The 22776-nt window shown below is 67.3% G+C and carries 27 protein-coding genes and 1 tRNA gene; 13 read left to right on the forward strand and 15 right to left on the reverse strand.

From position 1 onward, the window contains the following. Window positions 1-224 (reverse strand): ArsA family ATPase (locus tag A5646_RS15775; RefSeq protein ID WP_369806951.1); only part of this gene is annotated, 224 nt, incomplete at its 3' end. A 3-nt stretch (window positions 225-227) separates the two neighbouring features. Here A5646_RS15775 and A5646_RS15780 point away from each other — a divergent pair. Continuing rightward, window positions 228-1046 (forward strand): ArsA family ATPase, encoded by an 819-nt coding sequence (locus A5646_RS15780; RefSeq protein ID WP_369806952.1) that lies wholly within the window; start codon window positions 228-230, stop codon window positions 1044-1046. A gap of 217 nt (window positions 1047-1263) precedes the next feature. Here the strand turns inward: A5646_RS15780 and A5646_RS15785 are convergent, their stop codons facing one another. Next, a complete protein-coding gene (locus tag A5646_RS15785; RefSeq protein ID WP_007772220.1) occupies window positions 1264-1614 on the reverse strand; it encodes a WhiB family transcriptional regulator in 351 nt (116 codons plus the stop codon). 353 nt (window positions 1615-1967) lie between these two features. On the opposite strand from A5646_RS15785, the gene ponA2 reads away from it, so the two are divergent. The 4 genes from ponA2 to A5646_RS15805 all read left to right on the forward strand — a co-directional run bounded on the left by ponA2 (window position 1968) and on the right by A5646_RS15805 (window position 6729). Further along, window positions 1968-4397 carry a transglycosylase/D,D-transpeptidase PonA2 gene (gene ponA2 / locus A5646_RS15790; protein ID WP_067022548.1) on the forward strand — a complete coding sequence of 810 codons (2430 nt, stop codon included), beginning with the start codon at window positions 1968-1970 and terminating at the stop codon, window positions 4395-4397. Between the two features lie 56 nt (window positions 4398-4453). Beyond that, the gene (locus A5646_RS15795) at window positions 4454-5473 is read left to right on the forward strand and encodes a metallophosphoesterase (protein WP_067022551.1); all 1020 of its coding nucleotides are present in this window, start codon (window positions 4454-4456) and stop codon (window positions 5471-5473) included. After that, window positions 5470-6594, forward strand: a complete 1125-nt coding sequence (locus A5646_RS15800; RefSeq protein WP_067022554.1) for a PLP-dependent cysteine synthase family protein — start codon at window positions 5470-5472, stop codon at window positions 6592-6594. The genes A5646_RS15795 and A5646_RS15800 overlap by 4 nt, the downstream gene beginning before the upstream one ends. Window positions 6595-6655: 61 nt before the next feature. Continuing rightward, window positions 6656-6729 (forward strand) — tRNA-Pro (locus tag A5646_RS15805). 69 nt (window positions 6730-6798) lie between these two features. Here A5646_RS15805 and A5646_RS15810 read toward each other — a convergent pair. The 3 genes from A5646_RS15810 to A5646_RS15820 are packed head-to-tail and all read right to left on the reverse strand — an operon-like array spanning window position 6799 to window position 9724. After that, the gene (locus A5646_RS15810) at window positions 6799-7812 is read right to left on the reverse strand and encodes a hypothetical protein (protein WP_067022556.1); all 1014 of its coding nucleotides are present in this window, start codon (window positions 7810-7812) and stop codon (window positions 6799-6801) included. A 16-nt stretch (window positions 7813-7828) separates the two neighbouring features. Further along, window positions 7829-9145: a peroxidase gene (locus tag A5646_RS15815; protein WP_067022561.1), complete on the reverse strand. Its 1317-nt coding sequence runs from the start codon at window positions 9143-9145 to the stop codon at window positions 7829-7831. 18 nt (window positions 9146-9163) lie between these two features. Then, window positions 9164-9724, reverse strand: a complete 561-nt coding sequence (locus tag A5646_RS15820; RefSeq protein WP_067022564.1) for a hypothetical protein — start codon at window positions 9722-9724, stop codon at window positions 9164-9166. 291 nt (window positions 9725-10015) lie between these two features. Between A5646_RS15820 and A5646_RS15825 the strand changes: the two genes are divergently transcribed. Beyond that, the gene (locus tag A5646_RS15825; RefSeq protein ID WP_067022566.1) at window positions 10016-10705 is read left to right on the forward strand and encodes a GAF and ANTAR domain-containing protein; all 690 of its coding nucleotides are present in this window, start codon (window positions 10016-10018) and stop codon (window positions 10703-10705) included. Between the two features lie 44 nt (window positions 10706-10749). Here the strand turns inward: A5646_RS15825 and A5646_RS15830 are convergent, their stop codons facing one another. The 3 genes from A5646_RS15830 to A5646_RS15840 form a co-directional block, all read right to left on the reverse strand. Then, the gene (locus A5646_RS15830) at window positions 10750-11397 is read right to left on the reverse strand and encodes a restriction endonuclease (protein ID WP_067022569.1); all 648 of its coding nucleotides are present in this window, start codon (window positions 11395-11397) and stop codon (window positions 10750-10752) included. 100 nt (window positions 11398-11497) lie between these two features. Continuing rightward, the gene (locus tag A5646_RS15835; protein WP_066867675.1) at window positions 11498-11800 is read right to left on the reverse strand and encodes a DUF4193 domain-containing protein; all 303 of its coding nucleotides are present in this window, start codon (window positions 11798-11800) and stop codon (window positions 11498-11500) included. Between the two features lie 156 nt (window positions 11801-11956). Further along, entirely contained in the window at window positions 11957-12274 is a 318-nt protein-coding gene (locus A5646_RS15840; protein ID WP_066867678.1) for a hypothetical protein, read from the reverse strand. 207 nt (window positions 12275-12481) lie between these two features. On the opposite strand from A5646_RS15840, the gene A5646_RS15845 reads away from it, so the two are divergent. Beyond that, on the forward strand, window positions 12482-13198 hold the full coding sequence (locus tag A5646_RS15845; protein WP_197505212.1) for an HAD family hydrolase: 717 nt from the start codon (window positions 12482-12484) through the stop codon (window positions 13196-13198). Between the two features lie 14 nt (window positions 13199-13212). Here the strand turns inward: A5646_RS15845 and A5646_RS15850 are convergent, their stop codons facing one another. Then, window positions 13213-13713 carry a DUF6328 family protein gene (locus tag A5646_RS15850; RefSeq protein ID WP_066867681.1) on the reverse strand — a complete coding sequence of 167 codons (501 nt, stop codon included), beginning with the start codon at window positions 13711-13713 and terminating at the stop codon, window positions 13213-13215. Window positions 13714-13876: 163 nt separating this feature from the next. After that, window positions 13877-14245 (reverse strand): STAS domain-containing protein, encoded by a 369-nt coding sequence (locus tag A5646_RS15855; protein WP_231997738.1) that lies wholly within the window; start codon window positions 14243-14245, stop codon window positions 13877-13879. Window positions 14246-14416: 171 nt separating this feature from the next. Between A5646_RS15855 and A5646_RS15860 the strand changes: the two genes are divergently transcribed. The 6 genes from A5646_RS15860 (at window position 14417) to A5646_RS15885 (ending at window position 20064) form a co-directional block, all read left to right on the forward strand. Next, window positions 14417-15310: an STAS domain-containing protein gene (locus A5646_RS15860; RefSeq protein ID WP_066867687.1), complete on the forward strand. Its 894-nt coding sequence runs from the start codon at window positions 14417-14419 to the stop codon at window positions 15308-15310. A 31-nt stretch (window positions 15311-15341) separates the two neighbouring features. Continuing rightward, complete coding sequence (locus tag A5646_RS15865) at window positions 15342-15731, forward strand: STAS domain-containing protein (RefSeq protein ID WP_066867698.1); 390 nt, start codon at window positions 15342-15344, stop codon at window positions 15729-15731. Continuing rightward, window positions 15721-16131 carry an anti-sigma regulatory factor gene (locus A5646_RS15870; protein ID WP_066867701.1) on the forward strand — a complete coding sequence of 137 codons (411 nt, stop codon included), beginning with the start codon at window positions 15721-15723 and terminating at the stop codon, window positions 16129-16131. The genes A5646_RS15865 and A5646_RS15870 overlap by 11 nt, the downstream gene beginning before the upstream one ends. A 46-nt stretch (window positions 16132-16177) precedes the next feature. Next, window positions 16178-16750 carry a SpoIIE family protein phosphatase gene (locus A5646_RS15875; RefSeq protein WP_066881104.1) on the forward strand — a complete coding sequence of 191 codons (573 nt, stop codon included), beginning with the start codon at window positions 16178-16180 and terminating at the stop codon, window positions 16748-16750. Beyond that, window positions 16747-18963: a SpoIIE family protein phosphatase gene (locus tag A5646_RS15880; RefSeq protein WP_067022572.1), complete on the forward strand. Its 2217-nt coding sequence runs from the start codon at window positions 16747-16749 to the stop codon at window positions 18961-18963. Before A5646_RS15875 ends, A5646_RS15880 begins: the two co-directional genes overlap by 4 nt. Before the next feature lie 87 nt (window positions 18964-19050). Beyond that, window positions 19051-20064, forward strand: coding sequence for an iron-containing redox enzyme family protein (locus tag A5646_RS15885; RefSeq protein WP_082984760.1), 1014 nt, complete (start codon window positions 19051-19053; stop codon window positions 20062-20064). Here the strand turns inward: A5646_RS15885 and A5646_RS28180 are convergent. The 5 genes from A5646_RS28180 to A5646_RS15905 form a co-directional block, all read right to left on the reverse strand. Then, window positions 20000-20245, reverse strand: a complete 246-nt coding sequence (locus A5646_RS28180) for a CDGSH iron-sulfur domain-containing protein (RefSeq protein ID WP_082984761.1) — start codon at window positions 20243-20245, stop codon at window positions 20000-20002. The two genes, A5646_RS15885 and A5646_RS28180, sit on opposite strands and share 65 nt — an antisense overlap. Next, window positions 20242-20931, reverse strand: a complete 690-nt coding sequence (locus tag A5646_RS15890) for a HemK2/MTQ2 family protein methyltransferase (protein WP_067022578.1) — start codon at window positions 20929-20931, stop codon at window positions 20242-20244. Before A5646_RS15890 ends, A5646_RS28180 begins: the two co-directional genes overlap by 4 nt. 103 nt (window positions 20932-21034) lie before the next feature. Beyond that, window positions 21035-21589, reverse strand: a complete 555-nt coding sequence (locus tag A5646_RS15895) for a type 1 glutamine amidotransferase domain-containing protein (RefSeq protein WP_067022581.1) — start codon at window positions 21587-21589, stop codon at window positions 21035-21037. Between the two features lie 38 nt (window positions 21590-21627). After that, window positions 21628-22041 carry a malate dehydrogenase gene (locus tag A5646_RS15900; protein ID WP_066867719.1) on the reverse strand — a complete coding sequence of 138 codons (414 nt, stop codon included), beginning with the start codon at window positions 22039-22041 and terminating at the stop codon, window positions 21628-21630. Between the two features lie 187 nt (window positions 22042-22228). Then, a partial coding sequence (locus A5646_RS15905; protein WP_156765615.1) for a TIGR03557 family F420-dependent LLM class oxidoreductase occupies window positions 22229-22776 on the reverse strand: 548 nt, incomplete at its 5' end.

Genomic DNA, 22776 nt, shown 5'->3' on the forward strand with positions numbered 1-22776 from the left:
AAGTCCAGGGCGTTGCGCGACGGCGGCGTATCCACGACCACCAAATCCCAGCGATCCTCGGCCAGCAGCTGGCCCAGCTTCTCCATCGCCATGTACTCCTGCGTGCCGGCAAGCGAACTGGCGACGGTCTGATAGAACTGGTTGTCCAGAATCGCCTGCGCACGACCGGGTCCCGAGTACTGGACCACCATCTCGTCGAAGGTACGGCGCATGTCGAGCATCATCGCGTGCAGCTCGCCGGGAACCTCCGCCGCCAGCGGGACGCGTTGCGGCGTGTTGCCGAGGTCGCTGACCCCCAGCGCCTGGGCCAGCTGCTGGCCGAGGATCGCTGGGATTTGGTGGTCGTGGATACGCCGCCGTCGCGCAACGCCCTGGACTTCCTGGACGCGCCGAAGCGACTGGGCAGCTTCATGGACAGCCGGCTGTGGCGGCTGCTGCTGGCGCCGGGCCGCGGCATCGGGCGGTTGGTCACCGGCGCAATGGGTTTGGCGATGAAGGCGATGTCGACGATCCTGGGTTCACAGATGCTCGGCGACGCCGCGGCGTTCGTGCAGTCGCTGGACGCCACGTTCGGCGGCTTCCGCGAGAAGGCCGATCGCACCTACGCGCTGCTGAAGCGGCGCGGGACGCAGTTCGTCGTGGTGTCGGCGGCCGAGCCCGACGCGCTGCGCGAGGCGGCGTTCTTTGTCGACCGCCTGTCGCAGGAAGGGATGCCGCTCGCCGGGCTGGTGTTGAACCGCACCCATCCGCCGTTGTGCTCGCTGCCGGCCGAGCGGGCGATCGATGGCAGCGAAATGCTGGACCAGGACGGCGATTCCGAGTCCGCGTCGCTAGCGTCGGCGGTGTTGAAGATTCACGCCGACCGTGCGCAGACCGCCAAGCGGGAGATCAGGCTGCTGTCGCGGTTCACCGGGGCCAACCCGCACGTGCCGGTGATCGGGGTTCCGTCGCTGCCGTTCGATGTTTCGGATTTGGAGGCGCTGCGGGCGCTCGCCGATCAGATCACTTCGGTCGGTGACGATGCGGGCCGGGCAACGGCCCGCTGAGGATCCGGCCAATCCGAACTACGTCGGTGACGATGCGGGCCGGGCAACGGCCCGCTGAGGAACCGACCAATCCGAACTACGTCGGTGACGATGCGGGCCGGGCAACGGCCCGCTGAGGAACCGGCCGGAGCCCGTCGTAACAGAAACGTAATGACGAATGGCGGGACGTCGGCCCTGCCCGCGCCGATCGACCGACGGCCCGTCGGGCCGGTGGAGATCAGCCGACGCTGCGGGTCCGCCTCTTGTCGAAGAAGTCCGCCCAGGAAACCACCTCGGGATGCTGCTTGAGCAGGGCGCGGCGCTGCCGCTCGGTCATGCCGCCCCAGACCCCGAACTCGACCTTGTTGTCCAGCGCGTCTGCCCCGCATTCCTGCATCACCGGGCAATGACGGCAGATCACGGCCGCTTTACGCTGGGCCGCTCCGCGGACAAACAGTTCGTCGGGATCGGTGGTCCGGCAGAGCGCCTTCGAGACCCAAGCGATCCGTTCTTCGGCATCGACACTGCGGAGTACCCCTTGTGCGGCTGCAATGTTTGTCCTACGCGCCGCCGGCCGTATTGGTGACACGAACTGTTCCCTTTCCCTACCGGCCGCCCGTCACGGCCGCCCTCCTCGGGTGCAGATCCTGACCTAGCGATCTACGCCACACTATGTACGTCGGTGTTACCTGAATCTCACCGTGTGTCTAAGTTAGGTGGTCAGGTGCCAATTGCGCAACAGTCCGATAACGCTTTTTTTGGGACGGGCGTGCCGTCTCGTACCAAACGATAGGCGAAGAAGTGATCTTGCACGCTCTGTTGCACGTCTGACCTGTGACGCAACTGCAAATTCAGACCCGCCGCCACCGGTCTCAAGATGACGCAAATTTTGGAAGAACGTGCAGCGTGGCGGCGTGACTGGGGGCCGCTACTGTAGTAGCCATGTCAGACCGCCCCCCGGCCGCGCTCACGATCCTCAAGCTTGCGGGGCTTTGTTTGTTGGCCAGCGTCGTCGCCACCGCTCTGCTGTTCCCGTTCGCCGGCGGAATAGGACTGGTGTCCAATCGCGCCTCGGAAGTGGTGGCCAACGGCTCGGCCCAGCTGCTCGAGGGCGAGGTGCCCGCCGTGTCGACGATGGTCGACGCCAAGGGCAACACCATCGCCTGGCTGTATTCGCAGCGCCGGTTCGAGGTGCCCAGCGACAAGATCGCCAACACGATGAAGCTGGCGATCGTCTCCATCGAGGACAAGCGGTTCGCCGACCACAACGGCGTGGACTGGAAAGGCACCCTGACCGGCCTGGCCGGCTACGCCCGCGGCGACGTGGACACCCGGGGTGGCTCGACCATCGAGCAGCAGTACATCAAGAACTACCAACTGCTCGTCACCGCGAAAACCGACGCGGAGAAGCGCGCGGCGGTGGAGACCACCCCGGCCCGCAAGCTGCGCGAGATCCGCATGGCGTTGACGCTGGACAAAACCTTCACCAAGCCCGAGATCCTGACCCGCTATCTGAACCTGGTGTCGTTCGGCAACGGCTCGTTCGGCGTGCAGGACGCCGCCCAGACCTACTTCGGCATCAACGCGTCCGACCTGAACTGGCAGCAGGCGGCGCTGCTGGCGGGCATGGTGCAGTCGACCAGCGCGCTCAACCCGTACATCAACCCAGAAGGCGCGCTGGCACGGCGAAACCTGGTGCTGGACACCATGATTCAGAACATCCCGCAGGAGGAGGAAGCACTGCGCGCCGCCAAGGCCGCGCCGTTGGGCATCCTGCCGCAGCCCAACGAGCTGCCCCGCGGCTGCATCGCTGCGGGCGACCGCGCCTTCTTCTGCGACTACGTCCAGGAGTACCTGTCGCGGGCCGGGATCAGTAAGGAACAGGTGGCCCGGGGCGGCTACCTCATCAAGACGACGCTGGACCCGGATGTGCAGATCCCGGTCAAGGCGGCCATCGACAAATTCGCCAGCCCGACCCTGCCGGGGATATCGAGCGTGATGAGCGTGATCCAACCCGGCAAGACGTCGCACAAGGTGATGGCCATGGCCAGCAACCGCACCTACGGCCTCGACGTCGACGCCGGCCAGACCATGCGCCCGCAGCCGTTCTCGCTGGTCGGTGACGGCGCGGGATCCGTCTTCAAGATCTTCACCACGGCCGCGGCCCTGGACATGGGCATGGGCATCAACGCCACCCTCGAGGTGCCGGGCCGGTTCCAGGCGAAGGGCATGGGTAGCGGCGGGGCGAAGGGCTGCCCCAAGGACAACTGGTGCGTGGTCAACGCCGGTAACTACCGCGGGTCGATGAACGTCACCGACGCGTTGGCCACCTCGCCCAACACCGCGTTCGCCAAGCTGATCCAGCAGGTCGGTGTGACGCGCACGGTGGACATGGCCATCAAGCTGGGGCTGCGGTCCTACGCCGACCCCGGCACGGCCCGCGACTACAACCCCGACAGCAACGAGAGCCTGGCCGACTTCGTCAAGCGGCAGAACATCGGCTCGTTCACGCTGGGCCCCATCGAGGTGAACGCGCTCGAGCTGTCCAACGTCGCGGCCACCCTGGCCTCGGGCGGCACCTGGTGCCCGCCCAACCCGATCGACAAGCTGGTCGACCGTAAGGGCAACGAGGTCGCCGTCACCACCGAAACCTGCGACCAGGTGGTGCCCGACGGTCTGGCGAACACGCTGGCCAACGCGATGAGCAAGGACGCCCTGGGCGGCGGCACCGCGGCCGGTTCGGCCAGCGCGGCGGGCTGGGACCTGCCGGTGTCCGGGAAGACGGGCACCACCGAGGCGCACCGCTCGTCGGGCTTCGTGGGCTTCACCAACCACTACGCGGCGGCCAACTACATCTACGACGACTCGACGAACCCCACCGATCTGTGCTCCGCCCCGCTGCGCCACTGCGCCGAGGGCGACCTGTACGGCGGTAACGAGCCGGCCCGCACCTGGTTCACCGCGATGAAGCCGATCGCCACCAATTTCGGGCCCGTGCAGTTGCCGCCCACCGATCCCCGCTACGTCGACGGGTCGCCCGGGTCACGGGTGCCCAGCGTCGCCGGCCTGGATATCGACGCGGCACGCCAACGCATCAAGGAGGCCGGCTTCCAGGTCTCCGACCAGAACAACTTCGTCAACAGCAGCGCGAAGCAAGGCGAAGTGGTCGGCACGACGCCGAGCGGCGCGACGATCCCGGGCTCGATCATCACCATTCAGGTCAGCAACGGCATCCCGCCGGCCCCGCCGCCGCCACCGGAAGGTGCACCGCCGGTCGGTTCGCAGGTCGTCGAGATCCCGGGCCTGCCGCCGATCACCATTCCGCTGCTGGCGCCGCCACCACCGGCGCCCGGCCAGCCGCCGCCGCCATAAACGTCGTGACGTCAAGAGATACGCTGCCAGTCCCCGACCGGCAGTAGGCTGCCAGCATGGCTGATGCTCAAGTCCCGATTGCCCGGCTCCTCCCCGGGCCGCCTCGCGGCCCGCATCGTCGCCGAGCCGTGCCCGTCCTGATACGTGCCGGCGCCGCCACCCTTGCTTCGAGCGTCGCCGGCCTCGGCTATGCCGCGGTCATCGAGCGCAACGCGTTCGTCCTGCGCGAGATCACCATGCCCGTGCTGTCCCCCGGCTCGACTCCGCTGCGGGTGCTGCATATCAGCGACCTTCACATGACGCCCGGGCAGCGCCGCAAACAGGCGTGGCTGCGCGAACTGGCCGGCTGGGAACCGGACCTGGTGGTCAACACCGGCGACAACCTGGCCCACCCCAGGGCGGTGCCGTCGGTCATCCAGGCCCTGGGTGACCTGCTTTCTCGCCCGGGTGTCTTCGTGTTCGGCAGCAACGACTACTTCGCGCCGAAGCTGAAGAATCCGCTGAACTACGTGACCAATCCGTCGCACCGGGTCCGCGGTGAACCGCTGCCCTGGCAGGACCTGCGGGCGGCGTTCACCGAGCGCGGCTGGCTCGATCTCACCCACACCCGCCGCGAGTTCGAAGTCGCCGGCCTGCACGTCGCGGCCGCGGGCGTGGACGACCCGCACCTGGACCGGGACCGCTACGAAACCATCGCCGGCCCGGCCAGCCCGGCGGCGAATCTGCGGCTGGGACTGACCCATTCGCCCGAGCCCAGGGTGCTGGACCGGTTCGCCGCCGACGGCTATCAACTGGTGATGGCCGGGCACACGCACGGCGGCCAGGTGTGCCTGCCGTTCTACGGCGCGCTGGTGACCAACTGCGGCCTGGACCGCTCGCGCGCCAAGGGACCGTCGCGCTGGGGCGCGAACATGCAGTTGCATGTGTCCGCCGGCATGGGGACCTCGCCGTTCGCGCCGGTGCGATTCTGCTGCCGCCCGGAGGCGACCCTGCTGACGTTGATCGCCACCCCGATGGGCGACCGCGACACGGCGAGCGACCTGAGCCGTTCGCAGCCAACAGCATCGGTGCGTTGACCGGCCAGACCCGGATCGCGGTCCGCAGCCGCTCGCGTTGCTGGACCGACAATGCGATCCGGCTGATCCAGGCCGACGCCCGGCGCAGCGCCGACACCCATCTGCTTCGCTATCCGCTGCCGTCGGCGTGGAGCATGGGCGGTCCCGGCGCCCAGGTCGCGCTGTACCTCAAAGACGAGACCACGCACATCACCGGCAGCCTCAAGCACCGGCTGGCCCGCTCGCTGTTCCTCTACGCGCTGTGCAACGGCTGGATCGACGAGGGCACCACCGTGGTCGAGGCGTCGTCGGGTTCGACGGCGGTGTCCGAGGCCTATTTCGCCGCCCTGCTGGGGCTGCCGTTCGTCGCCGTGATGCCGGCGGCGACGAGCGCGTCGAAGGTGGCGCTGATCGAAGCCCATGGCGGCCGTTGCCATTTCGTGCAGAGCGCCAGCGAGGTCTACGCCGAGGCCCAGCGGATCGCCCACGAGACCGGTGGCCACTACCTGGACCAGTTCACCAACGCCGAACGCGCCACCGACTGGCGGGGCAACAACAACATCGCCGAGTCGATCTTCGAGCAGATGCGCGAGGAGGAACACCCCGTCCCGGAGTGGATCGTGGTCGGGGCGGGCACCGGCGGAACCAGCGCCACGATCGGGCGCTACATCCGGTACCGGCGCCACGCCACCCGGTTGTGCGTCGTCGACCCGGAGAACTCCGCGTTCTTCCCCGCCTACGCGGAAGACCAGAATGACCTGAACGACCTGGTGCTGCCCGGCTCGTCGCGCATCGAGGGCATCGGCCGGCCGCGGGTGGAGCCGTCGTTTCTGCCCGGCGTCGTCGACCGGATGGTGGCCGTCCCGGACGCGGCCTCGATCGCGGCCGCGCGGCACGTCAGCGCCGTGTTGGGGCGCCGGGTGGGGCCGTCGACGGGGACCAACCTGTGGGGTGCGTTCGGCCTGCTCGCCGAGATGGTCGCCGAGGGCCGCAGCGGTTCGGTCGTCACGCTGCTCGCCGACAGCGGCGATCGCTACCGCGACACCTATTTCAGTGACGAGTGGGTGCGGGCGCAGGGATTGGATCCGACCGGCCCGGCCGAGGCGCTGGTCGAGTTCGAGCGATCGTGCACCTGGACGTGACCTCGCGCACCGCGGTTTGGCCTCCCGACGGCCCGGTGCGATAGGCTGTCGGAGCTTCAAGCGGGGTGTGGCGCAGCTTGGTAGCGCGCTTCGTTCGGGACGAAGAGGCCGTGGGTTCGAATCCCGCCACCCCGACCCATGTTTCAGCAGTCCGCGGCGCCACCGCGGGCGATCTCCGCGCAGGCGCCGCGGTTTCTGACTCCGTCACGTCATCGTCGCCAGGTTGTGCCAGAAGTTCTTGAGGCTGTCAGTCCCGCCGAACAGCGTCGTGAAATTCGTGGAGTCGACGAGCACGATGTCGCCGGCTCGGTCGGCGGCCGGCGGCATCCAGATCAGTGCGTTGAATTCGGTGTTGCCCGCCACGGTAAAGGGATGCGGCCGTTGCGGGTCCACGCGTTGCCTGCCGAGCACGCGCAGCAGATCGCTTTCCGGGGCGGTGAGTTCGTAGTGCGGCAGGTGCGGGTGGAAGTTCAGCGTCATGACGTTGTTCAGCAGGCCCGGCGCGTCCAGATCGCGGAAGCCGGTCAGCGGCGCGATCTCACCGGTCCCCTCGACCAAGGCGGGACGCAATCCCCACGTGTTGTGCACGGGGACGTCGAGTGCGCGCATCAGTGACCGCGTGTAGGCGGTGAACCGCTGCTGTCGCGGCACCAGCGGGTCCCCGTGGTGCAGGTATTCGACCTGGCGCTGCGCCGGGTCGTCGGTGAAGCCGACGTCGTGGTGCGGCGCCAGCAGCAGGCAGGTGCCCTCGCGTTTCAGCCATTCGCGCAGGGCGTCGATCTCTTCGGTCCGCGCCTCCTCCTGCCCGACGAGATGGTCGAGCCCGAACACCATCAAGGTGTCGGTGTCGGCCAATATCCGTTCATCGATCAGTTGCTGGTAGCCGGCCTGGTCGATTCGCTGGAACACCGCGACCGGATGGCCGGTGGCGCCGCCCGCCAGCTCCTGGAACGCCAGCGTCGAGCGGTGAAAGAGCTCCAGGGTGCCGGCGATGCCCTGCAGGAAGTGCGCCTCATCCCAGTCGGGTCCCTCGTAGTGTGGCCAGGCCGCTCTGCGCACTTCGGTCATCGTCGAAAAGCGGTTGTCCAGCGCTTCGACGCCGCGCTGGGATTCCCACGGATAACTCCACGTCCAGTAGATGCTGATGCGTCGTCCCGCCGTGTGCGGTCGCGGCACGTGGGTCTGGTTGTACGTGCGTGCGGCGGGCAAGGTGCTCATGATGGTTCCCCGATTGTCAGTTCAGCGCCGCGAGATAGCGCATGGCGTTGATGCCCGGCAGGAAGAAGTACGCCCCGCCGGTCAACGTCGTGAACGCCGGAAGGCCCTTGAGAACTCGGCGGATCGGCCGCTTCGGTATCTTGAATTCCATTGTGCCGTCTTGTGTTCCGCAAATCGGGTCGTGCTCGTTGCCGAGTTCGTGGAATGTACGGTCGTTGATCCACACGTTCTGCGCGAATTCGAACTGCCGGATCAGGCTGGCGCAGATGATGAATGCGGCGATGCCGCGATCCACTCCGTCGTCGGGCGCACCGTCGGGAAGCGCCGGCCCGTAGGTGGCGCCGCGGCGGATCATCCGTCGCCGGTTCATGTTGGGCGCGGTGTCTCGCGGGTTGAGCCGCCGGGCGTGGGCACCCAGAGGACACGCGTAGCCGAGCGGGTCCATCTCCTTGTAGTTGAAGTCGTTGTTGCGCATCGGGTCCGCGCCCAGCTCGGGGTCGTCGGCGTCCGGTGCCAGCACCAAGGGGGCGCCGCTGCGCCAGCGACCCATGAATTTCGCGGCCACCAGCTCCTCGTCGCCGGGCGTGCGGGCCTGCGAACCGATGTAGTCGCGGAACACCGCCACGTGCTCGTGCAGTCGGCGGTAAGCGGCGTAGGTCCCGTTGCGCGAGAGCACATCCGGTTGGGGCGAATTGGCCACCGGGCCGAGCTCGTCGGGATAGCCGAGGATGAACTCGCCGGCCTTCAGCGGCGCGCCCGACCCTGGCGTGGGTTCCTCACCCGATCCCTCGATCACCGGCTGCGACAACCGATCCCGGAAGCCGAAATGGTCGTGGGCATAGTTGAACGGAGGTGTCGCATTCAGATCCAGATACGACAACCGGCGCACGCCGCCGCACCTTTGCAGCAGCTCGTCGTGGGCCCGGGTGGCGCGGGCGTGTTCGGCGTCGTCTCGCGCGAACAGGATCGCAATCGCATGCAGGTCGTCGCCGGCCAATCCGCCGACCCAGTTGTCGGGGTGGTTTCGTCCGGTGTCGCCGAGAATGTCGGCCCGGGCGGCCATGCCCTGCCGGAACTCTTCCGGAAAGGTCGCGAGCGCCTCCTCCTGCACTCCGAGCGCCCGAAGGCCGCTCCAGGTGAAACCCAGGGTGACCCAGCGCTTGGTGTCGTCCATGGTTTCTCGCACCGAGGCGGCGGACTCCACCACGTCCACCAGTTCGGACAGCCAGGCCCGGCCGGCCACCGGATCGTCGAACGAAAGGAATTCGTACCGTCCGGTCAGGGCCGGGGTACGGGTCAGCAGGATGTGCTGGATGTCGTCGAGCTCAAGCATCTGCGCGCTCCGAGGGCCTCACTGCATCTGATCGAGCATCGTGCCGAACGCGGCTTTCAGCCGTAGCCCCTTCTTGATCTCGTCGGCCGTGACGTAGGGGTACTCCCCGTATTCCAGAAAGCTCGGGCACTGGTGCTCGCGAACGAACTTGACGAAGGCCTCCGGGTTCTCTCGCCAGTCCTCGGGAAAGCCTTCGAGATTGGTGAAGACGGTGGTGATCCCGGTCTGGCTGAAGAGCTGCACCGCGTCCTCGGTGTATTTGTCGAAGTCGGTGTCGAAGATGCCCTGGTACTGAAAGTGCAATCCCGACCCGATATCGAAGAGCTGCCAGCGCAGGTAGTGCAGCCGCAGGGGTGCCAGCACGTCCGGGTTTGCCTTGACCGCTTCTTCGATCTGTTTGCCGTAGGCGCGAACGGCTTCCTCGCGACCTTCCTTGACCTTGGCGATGATGGAAAAGCCGTAGCAAGCGGGGGGGCGCGGATACAGCGGGCCGTACCGGCCCCGCTCGAGCTCGAAATAACCTTCCTTGGGAATTGCCAGGGCCGCGGGTTTGCTCCACTGGTCCTCAGTTGCCACCATTGTCGCTCCAAAGTCTCCGCCGGTGCGCCGGACGCTACCACCTGGCCCCGCCAGAGCAACCCGGATCGACGACGGCGGCCACCCGGGCCAACCGGGGTCCGTCCAGAGTCGGTATCGGGCGCAATCGGCGGAAACCCGGCCGATATAATGGATCTCACCGTCATGCTAAGCAGACAGCATCGACTTTCGTCGCCGTCATAACTAATCAGTGATCGCCTCGCGAGACCGCAGGCTGCAGAAAACGGCGCGGAATTGCCTGTAACCGGTCTCGAAGCATGAGGGCGACATTCAGTGACCAATTTTGACGATCTGACCCTGCTCACCGACGTTCTGCGCGCCATCTATTCGGCGGACGCGTCTGACTTCCCCCAGGTGCTCGACGACCTGACCAGCGCGGCCGCGCGCTGGGTGCCGGGGGCTCAGGAAGCGGGGATCACCGTCACCAGCCGGCAGAACGAGATCAGCACCCCGTCGGTCACCCACGACAGCGCCCGCCTGCTGGACGAGTTCCAGCAGCGCCACCTGGAAGGGCCGTGCGTGCACGCCGCGTGGACCCGCAAGGTCGTCGTCATCGACGACCTCGAGATGGACCAACGTTGGCCGAAGTATCAGGCCGACGCGCTCGCCCACACGCCGATCCGCAGCGTTCTGTCGCTGCCGATGTTCGCCGACGAGCTGAGCATGGGCGCCCTGAACTTCTATGCCGATCGCCCGCAGGCCTTCTCCGAGGACTCCCGTCGGATCGCCGCCATCTTCGCGACGCTGGGCGCCCTGGCGTGGAGCAACGTGGTGCGCACCCAACAGTTCAAGGAAGCCCTGAGCACCCGCGACATGATCGGCCAGGCCAAAGGCATCCTCATCGAGCGCTACGACCTCGACGATCAGACCGCCTTCAACACGCTGATCAAACTCTCGCAGAGCATGAACACCCCGCTGCGGGACATCGCGCGCCGGGTGATCGATGACGCCACCCGGCGCTGACACCGGCGTGACGGCCCGAACATGCTGTGGCGCAGAGGCTCTCGTTAGGCGTCCCACTCCGGTTCCAGCCGCTGCGGCCGGGCGTGGGGAGCGACCCCGGGTGTGCGCCGCGGGCACCGGCCGGGAACGGTGGCGATTCGCGTCCAGCTGTGCAATTGGGTGCGCGCCACCAGACGGCAGTGATGGGTGCTGGCCAGCCGGCGAGCCGCCTTGGTGAAGGTCTGGTTGGTCACCACGACCGTCCGGTTGCAGCCATGGTGCAGCGCCCCGGCCACGACCTGCTGGACCGCGGCCACGCCCACCGCCTTCGCCAGCCTTTTGCATTGAACGGCCATGCGGGCACCGTCCTTCTTGGCGATCAGGTCCACGCCGTAGTCGCCGGTGCTCGCCGTCGGGGTGACGCTGTAGCCCGCGATCCGAAGCTGTGCCGCAACGAATTCCTCGAACTCGGTGCCCGACATCCGATCGATGGTCCGCAGCCCGGCTTTCGCGCATTTGTGGTCGCGGCGTCGCTGCGCGTCGGCCTGGTGGCGATCCCGTTGCAGCGAAAGCCACCACAGGATGGCCACCGCGGCGGCCAGGCCGACCAGGCCGGCCGCGCATCCCGCCGGCAGGCTACCGGTGGCCCGCTGCGTGAAATACCAAGGGAGCGCTAACCCCAGCGGCAGGAGCGACCCGAGCACCTTCTCCATCGTCCGCTGAACCTAGTGGATGCCACCGACAATCCAGCGCAGGTTCGCGGTCGCGGCGCGGGGCTCACGCGGGCCGGGGAGTCTTCCGGAAGAGCCGATATCAGGCGCAGTCGGCGCACACCGGAAGGCCGGCGCTCGACGTGCGCATCCGGCTACGGTGCTGGACCAAAAAGCAGCTGGAGCAGGTGAACTCGTCGGCCCGCTGCGGAATCACGGTCACCGACAGCTCTTCCCCGGACAGGTCGGCGCCCGGCAGCTCGAAAAAGTGCACATCGTTGGGGTCCTCGTCCACCACGGTGGTGGCGGCTCCCTGCAGGGTCGGGGCCAATTCGCGTAACGAGGATTTGTCCGGGGTGTCCGCGTCGGATATACGGCGTGCGTCGTAGTCAGTGGTGGTCGCCATTGGTGTTCCTTCCTGCTCCGGAACGGGTTGACGCACTTTCCTGTACTCACCCGTGGCGCAGGCAGTACCCCGTTCGGGGGTGCGCTACACCATTGCGACCGAAAAAATGTGACCAATTCGCCCGCTCGCCGCGGGATCAGGCGCGTACCGATTCCGTCAGCTGCTGGGCGGTGGCGCCGGCTGGTCGGAATGCTTGGCATGCCAGCGCAGTTCGGCATCGCGAACCTTGCGGTGGGTGCGCAGCAGCCAGGTCGCGCTCAGCGCGCCCAATATGACGGCGGCGATCAGGGCGACGGCGCCGACCACCAGATGGCCGGCGGCCACGGCGAACAGGCCGACGGTGAGGGCGATCACCGCGAGGGCCGACCCGGCGAGCCCGGGTGCGTTGGCGCCGTTCTGGAGGGATTCGCCGGCGTGCGCACGGGTGGTACGGGCATGGTCGACTGGGGCGTTCTTGCGGTAATCCAACGTCATTCCTCGTCGAAAACTATTGTGTGCCAGCGTCATTCAATACATACGGCCTAGGTCGGATCCGCTGGCAAGCACGGCACAGCCGTCCCGGCGCAGCGGATCATCACCCGGGGTACCCGTCGGCCCAGGGACCAAACGAAGGGTGGACCGTGTCAGTCACGCCCTGCGTGGGTATGCCGGGCACATGATTTCACGATCGCATGCGGGCGGGTGCCCCGGCACCGGCGCCGGGAGCCTGCCCTGACGGCGCGCGGCGGCCGCCCCGCCGTCCTGTTCGACGTCGACGGAACCCTGGTGGATTCCAACTACCTGCACGTGCACGCCTGGCAGCGCGCGTTCGACGCCGAGGGCATGGTGGTGGCGTCCTGGCAAATCCATCGCTGCATCGGTATGGACGGATCCACGCTCGTGCGCAAGCTCTCCGACGACGCCCCGGCCGACGTCCAGGAGCGCCTCAGCGACAAGCACAGCGAGTACTACCGGGAGATCACGCCGCTGCTGCAACCGCTGCCCGGCGCCCGCGACCTGCTGCGCCGCGTCGCCGAGCTGGGCTTGCAGGTGGTGCTGGCCAGCTCGGCGCCCGAAGACGAGCTGGAGATCCTGCGCAAGGTGCTCGATTGCGACGACGTCATCTCCGAGACGACGTCGTCACGCGACGTCGACACCGCCAAGCCCGAACCCGGCATCGTGAACGTGGCCCTGGAACGCGCCGGTGTGGACGCTGAACACGCCGTGTTCGTCGGGGACGCCGTATGGGACGCACGCGCCGCGTCCGGCGCGGGAGTGCCGTGCATCGGGCTGTGCAGCGGCGGCATCGCCCGCGCGGAACTGCAGGAGGCGGGGGCCGACCCCGTCTTCGCCGATCCGCGTGACCTGCTCGAACACCTGACGTCCACCCGGATCGCGGCGCTCGCGCCCGGTCGCTGACCGGCGGGGTCGCGTCACTCGCCGTGCGTCCGCAGCATCAGTGGCAGCACCCACCAGAAGAAGGTGAACAGCGGCAGCGCACACCCTCCGGCTATCAGGCCCACGGTCCGCCCGGCCACCGCGGCGAAGATGATCGTGGTGAGGCCGATGACCGCCAGACCGAGCAGGGCCAGCCCGGCATAGGCACACCGGTGTGCGGCCGAGACCAGGACTTGTAGCCGATGACGCCGGAAGAGCATCCGGTGCATGGCCACCGGCGCGATCAGCAAGACGGTCGCGCACACCGCGCACACCACACTGGCCAAATAGACCACCCGCATCGGCGGCCCCAACACGTCGAAGCGCTGCTGGAACGGCAGGGTCAACAGGAATCCGGTCAGCAGCTGCACCCCGGTCTGGACCACGCGCAGCTCCTGCAGCAGGCTGTTCCAATTGCGGTCCAGCCGTTGAACTTCTGTCTCGCCGCGCGCACGGCGATCCCACCGCTGGTCCGATTGCGGATGGTCGACGTCCATAGCCCCGATCATCGCACCTGCGCCGGGCGCGCAGACCGCTTCAGGCCGGCGGTGTCCTCGAGAAAAAACGCAGAATAGGCGCCGAAATCGACGAGATGCGAAATTGGAATTGCCGCATCCGCGCCAAAGGCGTTGTCAGGCAAGCGATGGGTAAAGCGCGGCGCTAGCTGTTGAGTGTGCCGTCCCGCACGCCGGTCAGTGCGTCGTCGAGCGTCGGATACAGCGGGAAGGTCTTGTCCAGACCGGTCAGGTGGATCGGCCTGCGGGTGGCCGGACCGCGTGCGACCACGCCGAACCCGGTCTGCTTGCCCAGCTTCTCATACGTCGCGGCCAGGATCTTCAGGCCGACCGAGCCGAGAAACTCCACCGCCGAGAGATCGATGACCAGCGCCGTCGGGCTATCGGCGACGACAGCGCTAATGGCTTGTTCCAGCGCGGGCGCCGTGACCAAATCGATTTCGCCGCTGACACTGACCACGGACACCCCGTCGTGGTCTTCAACCAACGTGGTAATCGAATCAGGAGCTGACAATGGCAATCCTTTGTCCTGGGCCTTGAGTGCCTTAAGCGTGGTTCAACCCTAGCCTGCCGTTACGAACTGCGAGAAGAATATGCCCTCTACACGTGCCCCGCGACAACCCAGGCTAGTCTCGCAAAAGGAACTGCAGACCGCAGGGCGCGACGTGGCTACTCGGGAGGCCAGATGTCAGATTCGCCGTCGGATTTCAACAGTACCGGCGCCGCCGCGCAGACCGTGGGTATTTCCAGCGAGGGCCTACTGCCGCAGCTAGTTCAGCATCTACGGCAGAATCGGACGATTTTGCGCGAGGAATGGGCCCGCCGCATCACCGAGGCGCAGTTGCTCACCGCGATGACCCCGGAGGAGATTTTCTCCGAGGCGACGACGGTGTACGACAGCTACGTCGAGGTGCTCGAGACCGGTAGCGTCGAGGCACTGCAGGACTACGCGCGCGACCTGTCCGAACGCATCATCCCGCGCGGTGTGGAGACCGACGAGGTACTCGGCATCGTCCTGCTGCTGCGCGACGTGCTCGCCCGCTCGCTGTTCGAGAAGTACCAGACCGACTTCGACATGCTCAATCGGGTGCTGGACGCCTACGAGCCGGCGGCAAACCGCATCGCCAACACGGTGGGCGTGTCGTTCGTGCAGGAACGCGAGCGCATCATCCGCCAGCAGCAGGAGGCGATCCGCGAGCTGTCGACGCCGGTGCTGCAGGTGCGTGAGCAGCTGCTGATCCTGCCGATCATCGGCGTGCTGGATTCTCAGCGCGCCCGCCAGGTCACCGAACAGCTGCTGCGGGCCATCCGCGCGAACCGGGCCAAGGTGGTGGTCATCGACATCACCGGTGTGCCCACCATCGACTCGACGGTAGCCAACCACCTGGTGCAGACCGTCGACGCGTCGGGGTTGATGGGTGCCAGCGTGATCATTACCGGCCTATCCTCCGAGATCGCGCTGACGCTGGTGACCATCGGGCTGGACCTGTCGAAGATGAACGCGGTCGGCGACCTGCAGGGCGGCATCGAGGAGGCCGAACGCCTGCTGGGCTACGAGGTCACCCGCACCGGCGAATAGACCGGCTAACCACCATCGACACGAGCACGCTATGCCAGTACCGATCCTGAAGCAGGGCTCGATTCTCATTGCGTCGGTACAGGCCGCGCTCACCGACTCCGACGCCGAACGCCTTCGTTACGACCTCATGGAACGGGTCAGCCAGTTCCGCGCCCAGGGCATCATCGTCGACGTCACCGCCATCGATGTGATGGATTCCTTTGCCGCGCGGTCGCTGCGGACCATCGCGCACATGACCCGGCTGCGCGGCGCGGACACCGTGATCGTGGGGTTGCAGCCGGAGGTGGCCTTCGCGATGGTGCAGCTGGGTCTTGAGTTCGACGACATGAACACCGCGCTGGATCTTGAAGAGGGCCTCGCCCTGCTGAATCGCCAAGGCGGCGTGGGGAAGTCAACGATCGGGCTCGACGGTGGCGGCTGATATCGTCGTCGCCATCGACCACCCCGACGACATCGTCGAAGCCCGCAAGGCCGGACACCAACTCGCCCTCGATCTGGGATTCTCCCTTACCGACGTCACGATGATCGCCACGGCGATCTCGGAGATCGCGCGGAACATCACCAGCTACGCGGGCCGCGGCGCGGTTCGGGTCGCCGTCGCCGATCGGGAGGGACGCGAAGCCCTGGTGGTGCGCGCCGAAGATCAGGGCCCCGGCATCGCCGACATCGAGCGGGCGATGGAAGACGGCTACACGACCGGACGGGGTCTGGGCATGGGCCTGCCGGGTGCCCGCCGCCTGATGGACCGGTTGGTAGTCGAGTCGACCCTGGGCCAGGGGACCGTCATCGAAATGTGGAAATGGGTTCCCCCTCGTGCATAAGAACGGGCGTTTCGGACCTATCGAATGGGCAAGGGCGGGTAGGCCTTTGCCGAGCGAGGACACCTCCGGTGATCGGGGCATTGCCGTCGACATCGCCGGTACGGCCGCATTGTTCGGACTGGTGGACGGGCTCGGCCACGGGCCTGCCGCCGCCGACGCCGCGCTGCGGGCGGTCGACACGGTCACGCGGGCCGCGTCGGAGCCGATCGAAGTGTTGATCCAACTCTGTCACCGGGTGTTGGCCGGCACCAGAGGAGTCGCAATGACGTTGGCGCGGGTCGACTTTGCCGACAACACGGTGACGTGGGCCGGCGTGGGCAATGTCACCGCCCATCTGGTGGCCAAGGCACCAACCGGTATCCATATCCAGTCCACGGCACGTCTCATTGGCGGCATCGTCGGTTATCGCATACCGGAAATCAGACCAGCGCAAGCCGTTTCGATTCGCCCCGGTGATCTGCTGCTGATGCGGACGGACGGAATCATCGAAGACTACCTGGACCATATCGACTTTTCGGCCCCGGCGGTCGCCATCGCCGAAGGACTCCTCGGCAAGGACGCGAAGGAGACCGACGATGCGATGGTGCTGGCCGCGCGGCACCGGGGAGTGACGATGTGAACGCCCACCACGACTTTTACGACCAGTACGAGGCCGCGTTACGCGCCTACGTCGATTCGCGTGACGAGGCGACCCTGTCGGTCGGCAACGAGCTCGGGCGCAGGGCCCTGCAGGAGCAGATCAGCCTGCTCGACATCGTCGAGCATCACGTGCGGCTGGTCTTCGAAATTGCTACGGACGTGCGCGTGGATGCGCCGATCGCGCTGGAGTTCCTCCTGCAGCTGCTGGTTCCGCTGGACGTCGCGACGCGTGGCTTCATCGACGGCAACAGACGCTACGCCGAACAACGGGCCCGCGCCGAGGGGCTGGCCGATCGCGACAAATTCCGCACGGCACTGGTGAATTCCCTGCAGGAAGGGTTCTTCGTCGCCGATCACGAGGGCTCGGTGGTCGAGATGAACAGTGCCTTCATCGAGATCCTCGGGTATTCCAGCGAGGGTCTGCCGTATCGATGGCCGCACCCCTGGCTGGTCGACACCAAGACGGCGGCCGAACAGATAACCCGGGTGCTGAGCCACGGCCGGGCCGACTACGAAACACCGATTCGCCACGCCGACGGGCATCTGGCGTGGGTGAAGGTGAGCATCAACGCAGTCAAGGAAACCGGCAGCGATCGAGACGCCTACGTGGGAACGATCCGCGACGTCACCGCCGAGCGCGCCTTCGCGGCCCGGGAGAGCGCGGTGCTGCGGCTGGCCACCGCCGTGGCGGTGGCCAAAAGCGTGGACGAGCTGCTGTCGATCACCCTCGACGAGTGCAGCGCGGCGATCGACGTGCAGCGGGTGATCGCGGTCTCGTGGCCCAACGGTGAAGGCGACCCGACCGTCCAGGTGGCGGGCGAGCCGTCCGCCTCGTCATGGCGCGCGCTGGAGCCGTGGTTGCGCAACACCTTTCAGGACGCGCGTCACCAGCTGCCGCTGACGGCGAAAACGATTGAGGCGCCGGGCAATCCAGGCAAGGCGCAGGGACTGGTCGCGGTGCTCTCCGGCACCGGGAACCTGGCGCTGTGGCTCGAGCTGCGCACACCGCGGTGGGTCAGCGGGGAGGATCGGCTGCTGGTCACCGTGTTGATCAGCCACCTGAGTCTGGCCATGCAGCACGTGCGCCAGTTCGAGAGCGCGCGCGAGACGTCGCTGACCTTGCAGCGCGCCATGCTGCCGCCGGTTCAGCCGCCGCCTGGCTTCACCGTTCGCTACGAACCCGCGGTGCCGCCCTTGGAGATCGGCGGCGACTGGTACGACGTGCTCCCGATCGGCGAGCACCACATCGGCATCGTCGTCGGCGACTGCGTGGGCCGCGGCCTGCCGGCCGCCGCAATCATGGGGCAGCTGCGCAGCTCCGCGCGGGCGCTGCTGATCAACGGCGCCGAACCCGCGGTGCTGCTCGATCAGCTCGACTCGGCGGCGTCGCTCATCCCGAATGCGTACTGCACCACGGTGTTCCTGGCGATTCTGGACACCGAGACCGGGGTGCTGCAGTACAGCAACGCCGGACACATGCCGGCCGTGCTGGCCGGGCCGGAGCCCGGCACGACCACGCTGTTGACCGATGCCGCGTCGGTGCCGCTCGCGGTCCGCCGGACCGAGCCGCGCCCGCAGACCACCCAGGTGCTGCCGCCCGGCTCGACGCTGATGCTGTTCACCGACGGCCTCGTGGAACGCAAACACGAATCGATCGACGACGGAATCGCCCGCGCCGCAGACGTTCTGGCGCAGACCATGACATCACCCCTGGACACCGTCGCCGATGAGGTGCTTCGTAAGCTGGCTCCGGCAGCGGGATATGACGACGACGTCGCGATGGTGATCTACCGCCATCAGCACAGCCCGCTGCGGATCGAAACCGTCGCCACCGCAGACCAATTGGTCAGCATCCGGCATCGGCTGGCGGACTGGCTGCGCGCCGGGGGCATCGGTGAAGACCTGACCGCCGACATCGTGCTGGTGGTCAACGAGGGGTGCACCAACTGCGTCGAACACGCTTACCGTGGTTTCGCCGCCGGAACCATGCTGCTCGAAGTCAGCCTCACCGACGACGAAGTGCGCACCCGGATCACCGATTACGGATCGTGGAAGACGCCGGCCGCCAACCCGGGCAACGGTGGCCGCGGCTTACCGCTGATGCGGATGCTCTGCGATTCCATGGACCTGGACACCACCGCCGCCGGCACCACCGCCGACATCACCTTCCGACCGCCGTCAGCGGCCGTCTGAGGCGGGCGGGGGACGTATGCGACCGCCGGCGCGCCGTTTGCCAGCCCCCGGTAGCGGGTAGACATCGGCGTGACCCACGCATCGACCATGACCGAACCCGTTCTGCCGGCAGCACACGGGCCACTGTCAACAGCCGTGCGTTGCGCGCTGTCCGGCCCGCCCTCCGGCGATCACCTGACCCGTATCGGCGCGTCGGTGCGCGATTCAGATCCCTACGGTCTGGATCTGCAGCTGGCGCTGTCGATGTGCTACGAGCTGCACTATCGGGGTCTCGCCGGCGTCGACCCCGCCTGGGAGTGGAACCCGGCGCTGCTGGGGCTGCGCGCCGAGCTGGAACGCGTCTTTCTGGCCGGCGTGCGCCGCGATGTCGGACTCATCGACCCCGATCAGACCGCGGCGGCCGAGATGGAAGCGCTGACGGTCGAACCCGTCGACGGCACCGGCCCGTCGTACTACCTGCGCGACACCGGAACCTGGCAGCAGATGTGTGAATACTTCGTGCACCGCTCGCTGTATCACCTCAAGGAGGGCGATCCGCACGCCTTTGCCATCCCACGGCTGCGCGGAGTGGCCAAAGCGGCATTCGTGGCAATCGAATTCGATGAGTACGGCGCCGGACAGGGCGCGCGGCTACACCAGCAGCTGTTCGCGGATCTGCTGTCGGCGGCCGGACTGGACGCGACGTATTGGGGCTACATCGACGCGGTGCCCGCCGAATCGCTGGCGGTGGTCAACCTCATGTCGCTGTTCGGGCTGCACCGCTCGTTGCGCGGCGCCGCCATCGGGCACTTCGCCTCGACGGAGATCACCTCACCGCCGGGATCACAGCGCATGGTGAAGGCGTTGCGCCGCCTGCAGGCGCCGGCGGCCTGCGTCGAGTTCTACAGCGAGCATGTCGAGGCCGACGCGGTGCACGAGCACGTCGTGCGCATCGATGTCGTCGGCGATCTCGTCGCCCAGGAGCCGCAACTCGAGCACGACGTCATCTTCGGTATCCGGGCGCATGCCGCGGTGGAAGACCGCCTGGCGGAACGGATTATGACGTCGTGGCGCCAGAATCAGACGTCGCTGCGGCGGCCGCTGGAGCAGCCGACGCCTTGAAGCGTCGACACCTGCGATGGCTGGTGTCGCACAACGGATAATTGTCGCTGCGCCGGCAGGTACAGATCGCCACCATGAACCGGTCGGACTCCACGACCTCGCCGTTGGGCATCTCGATGCGCACCGGGCCCGAGACCAGCACGGGCCCGTTGGGCACCACCTGTACCCGGGTAGTGGTCATCGCTTTTCCGCGCGGATCACGATCAGCTCTTCTTCGCGCCGGCCGCGCGGGATCAGACCGACGCTCTCCAACCATTGCGCCCGCGACGACAGCACCGGACCGAACGGTATCCATTTGGAGGCAATTACTTTCGCGTCCATCCCGGCCCACTTCAGGGCATCCAGCGACTGCTGCACGCCGGACAGCGCCGAATGCACTAGCAGCAGGGATCCGCCGTCGCGCAACAGCTTTGGCGCGGTCTCGCACAGCGGATCGAGGATCGTGCGGCCGTCCGCGCCGGCATTCCAGGCCCAGGACGGGCCGGCGGCCGGGCAGATCTCTTCGGTCTCGGCGCCGGGCGGGGTGGGGACATAGGGCGGGTTGGACACGACGACGTCGAACGGCGCGTCATCCACCGCGGCGTTCCAGGAGCCCTCGCGGACGTCGACCTGCACGCCGGCCACCGCGGCGTTCTCCCGGGCACAGCGCACCGCCTGCGGGCAGATGTCGAAGGCGGTGGCACTCGCGCATCCCATCGCGGCAGCCGCGATCGCGACGAACCCGCTGCCCGTGCAGAGATCGAGCACACGACGCCCCGGGATCAGGCCGGAATCGTGCATCACGTCCACCAGCAAACGGGAGTCCTCCTGCGGCTGATACACGTTTGGCACCGGTGAAACAACGGGCTCGGGATACGCGGTTGTCACTGTTGGCCTTTCGAGAACCCTACAAGGATTGCCGCTCATCACGGCTTGGCGGGATAATGCCCGCAAACCGGCGCATTCAAACGGAACGGCCGAAAAGTCGCGGTCAGCCGGTAGTCGCCTGCGCGAATTGCTTGAGGATGGTCGCGCAAAACGCCGGAAGATCCGATGGGGAACGGCTGGTGATCAGGTTGCCGTCGACGACGACCTCCTCGTCGACGACATGGGCACCCGCGTTGCGCAGATCGGTGCGGATACTGGCGTACGAGGTCAGCGTCCGGCCCACTGCCACACCGGCTTCCACCAGCGTCCAGGGGCCATGACAGATGGCCGCCACCGGCTTGCCCGATCCGACGAAATCGCGAACGAAAGACACCGCGGATTTGTCCATGCGCAGCTTGTCCGGGTTCACCGTGCCGCCCGGCAGCACCAGGCCGTCGAAGTCGTCCACGGACGCCTCGGATACCTTGCGGTCGACGGCAAACGTTCCCGCCGGTTCCAGATCGTGATTACGCGCCTGGATTTCGCCGTCCTTCAGCGACAGCAACTGGACTTTTGCGCCGGCCTCCTGCAGCGCCGCACGCGGCTGTTCGAGCTCGACTTTTTCCACACCGTCGGCCGCCAAAATCGCAATCTTCTTGCCTTGCAACTCGTTTGACATCGTCGGTCCCTTCCTGCGAATCACCGATTACTTTCGCCTCAAAGAGCTCGTAGCGCTGGAGCGCCTGATGCGGCCCCGTTGCCGGTCGTGCGTAGCGCCGTGTACAGGTCCAGTCCGGCGATACCGGACAGCAGTGCCGCCGAGATGGCGCCCTGGCGGCGTCGCCCCGGGCCGCGGGCGGCCACGCCCGCGATCAACAGGGCCATGTCCAGGACGTCCCCGGCCACCCGGGTCCACACCAGCTTGGCGGGACCGCCGAGCAGCGCGGCGCCATGGCCGCATTCGCGGACCCCGAGCGCGCGGATCACCCGTCGCGACCGGCTGGTGTCATCCACGCCCGCGATTGCGGCCACTTTGCCCGGGGCGACCAATTCGCTGACGCCGAGTCCGAAACTGGCACCGCTGAGGACCTTGACGAGTGTGTTCGTGGTGCCGTCGGTCTGATCGCTCAACTTTCACTCCCCCTTGCTTCGCCGGAAGACCTGTGTCCGGGCCACCGGCGGTGCGGCGGCGATTTGCGGGGCCAACGCCGCCGGAACGCCCGTCACGTCCCAGCTCTGCCGACGTCCCGACGCGCGTTGGCCGGCTCCGCACGACTGCGAACGCGGATACCCGGGCGGGAAGCGGTCAAACCTGCGATCAGTTTGCTGCGTCGCGCAACGCCGCGAGCAAAGGCTCCGCGGCCTCGGCGAGGAACCGCTCCTGGGCTTCCCCGCCGATCTGCACCAGCGCGATGTCGGTGAACCCGGCCTCCCAGTACGGCCGGACGCCCTCGACGATGGCATCGAGGTCAGGACCGCAGGGAATGGTCTCGGCGACGTCTTCGGGCCGCACGTACTGGGTCGCCCCGGCGAAGCCGGCCGGCGTCGGCAGATCCGCGTTGACCTTCCAGCCGCCGGCAAACCAGCGGAACTGGTCGTGTGCACGCTTCACCGCGGTGTCGCGGTCGGGATCCCAGGAGACCGGTATCTGGCCGACCACCCGTCCGCCGCCCGCGAGGTTGGCGGCTTGGCGGGCGGAGTGCCATTCCCTGACGAGTTCGGCGTCCGGCTCCACCGCAATGAGGTGGTCGGCCAGCTTGGCGAACTTGTCGACGCCCCGGGCACCCGCCATCGCCACCCCGATGCCGACCGGCACGTCGGGCACGTCCCACAGCCGGGCCGAGTCGACCTGGAAATAGTCGCCGG

The organism is Mycobacterium sp. 1245499.0, assembly GCF_001673615.1.
Lineage (GTDB): Bacteria > Actinomycetota > Actinomycetes > Mycobacteriales > Mycobacteriaceae > Mycobacterium > Mycobacterium europaeum_A.

Coding starts and splice junctions, on each gene's coding strand:
- A5646_RS15795 (WP_067022551.1), top strand. CDS start 4,454: ATGGCTGATGCTCAAGTCCCGATTGCCCGGCTCCTCCCCGGGCCGCCT.
- A5646_RS15860 (WP_066867687.1), top strand. CDS start 14,417: ATGTCAGATTCGCCGTCGGATTTCAACAGTACCGGCGCCGCCGCGCAG.
- A5646_RS15865 (WP_066867698.1), top strand. CDS start 15,342: ATGCCAGTACCGATCCTGAAGCAGGGCTCGATTCTCATTGCGTCGGTA.
- ponA2 (WP_067022548.1), top strand. CDS start 1,968: ATGTCAGACCGCCCCCCGGCCGCGCTCACGATCCTCAAGCTTGCGGGG.
- A5646_RS15895 (WP_067022581.1), bottom strand. CDS start 21,589: ATGTCAAACGAGTTGCAAGGCAAGAAGATTGCGATTTTGGCGGCCGAC.
- A5646_RS15815 (WP_067022561.1), bottom strand. CDS start 9,145: ATGCTTGAGCTCGACGACATCCAGCACATCCTGCTGACCCGTACCCCG.
- A5646_RS15830 (WP_067022569.1), bottom strand. CDS start 11,397: ATGGAGAAGGTGCTCGGGTCGCTCCTGCCGCTGGGGTTAGCGCTCCCT.
- A5646_RS15885 (WP_082984760.1), top strand. CDS start 19,051: ATGACCGAACCCGTTCTGCCGGCAGCACACGGGCCACTGTCAACAGCC.
- A5646_RS15835 (WP_066867675.1), bottom strand. CDS start 11,800: ATGGCGACCACCACTGACTACGACGCACGCCGTATATCCGACGCGGAC.
- A5646_RS15850 (WP_066867681.1), bottom strand. CDS start 13,713: ATGGACGTCGACCATCCGCAATCGGACCAGCGGTGGGATCGCCGTGCG.
- A5646_RS28180 (WP_082984761.1), bottom strand. CDS start 20,245: ATGACCACTACCCGGGTACAGGTGGTGCCCAACGGGCCCGTGCTGGTC.
- A5646_RS15810 (WP_067022556.1), bottom strand. CDS start 7,812: ATGAGCACCTTGCCCGCCGCACGCACGTACAACCAGACCCACGTGCCG.
- A5646_RS15820 (WP_067022564.1), bottom strand. CDS start 9,724: ATGGTGGCAACTGAGGACCAGTGGAGCAAACCCGCGGCCCTGGCAATT.
- A5646_RS15840 (WP_066867678.1), bottom strand. CDS start 12,274: ATGACGTTGGATTACCGCAAGAACGCCCCAGTCGACCATGCCCGTACC.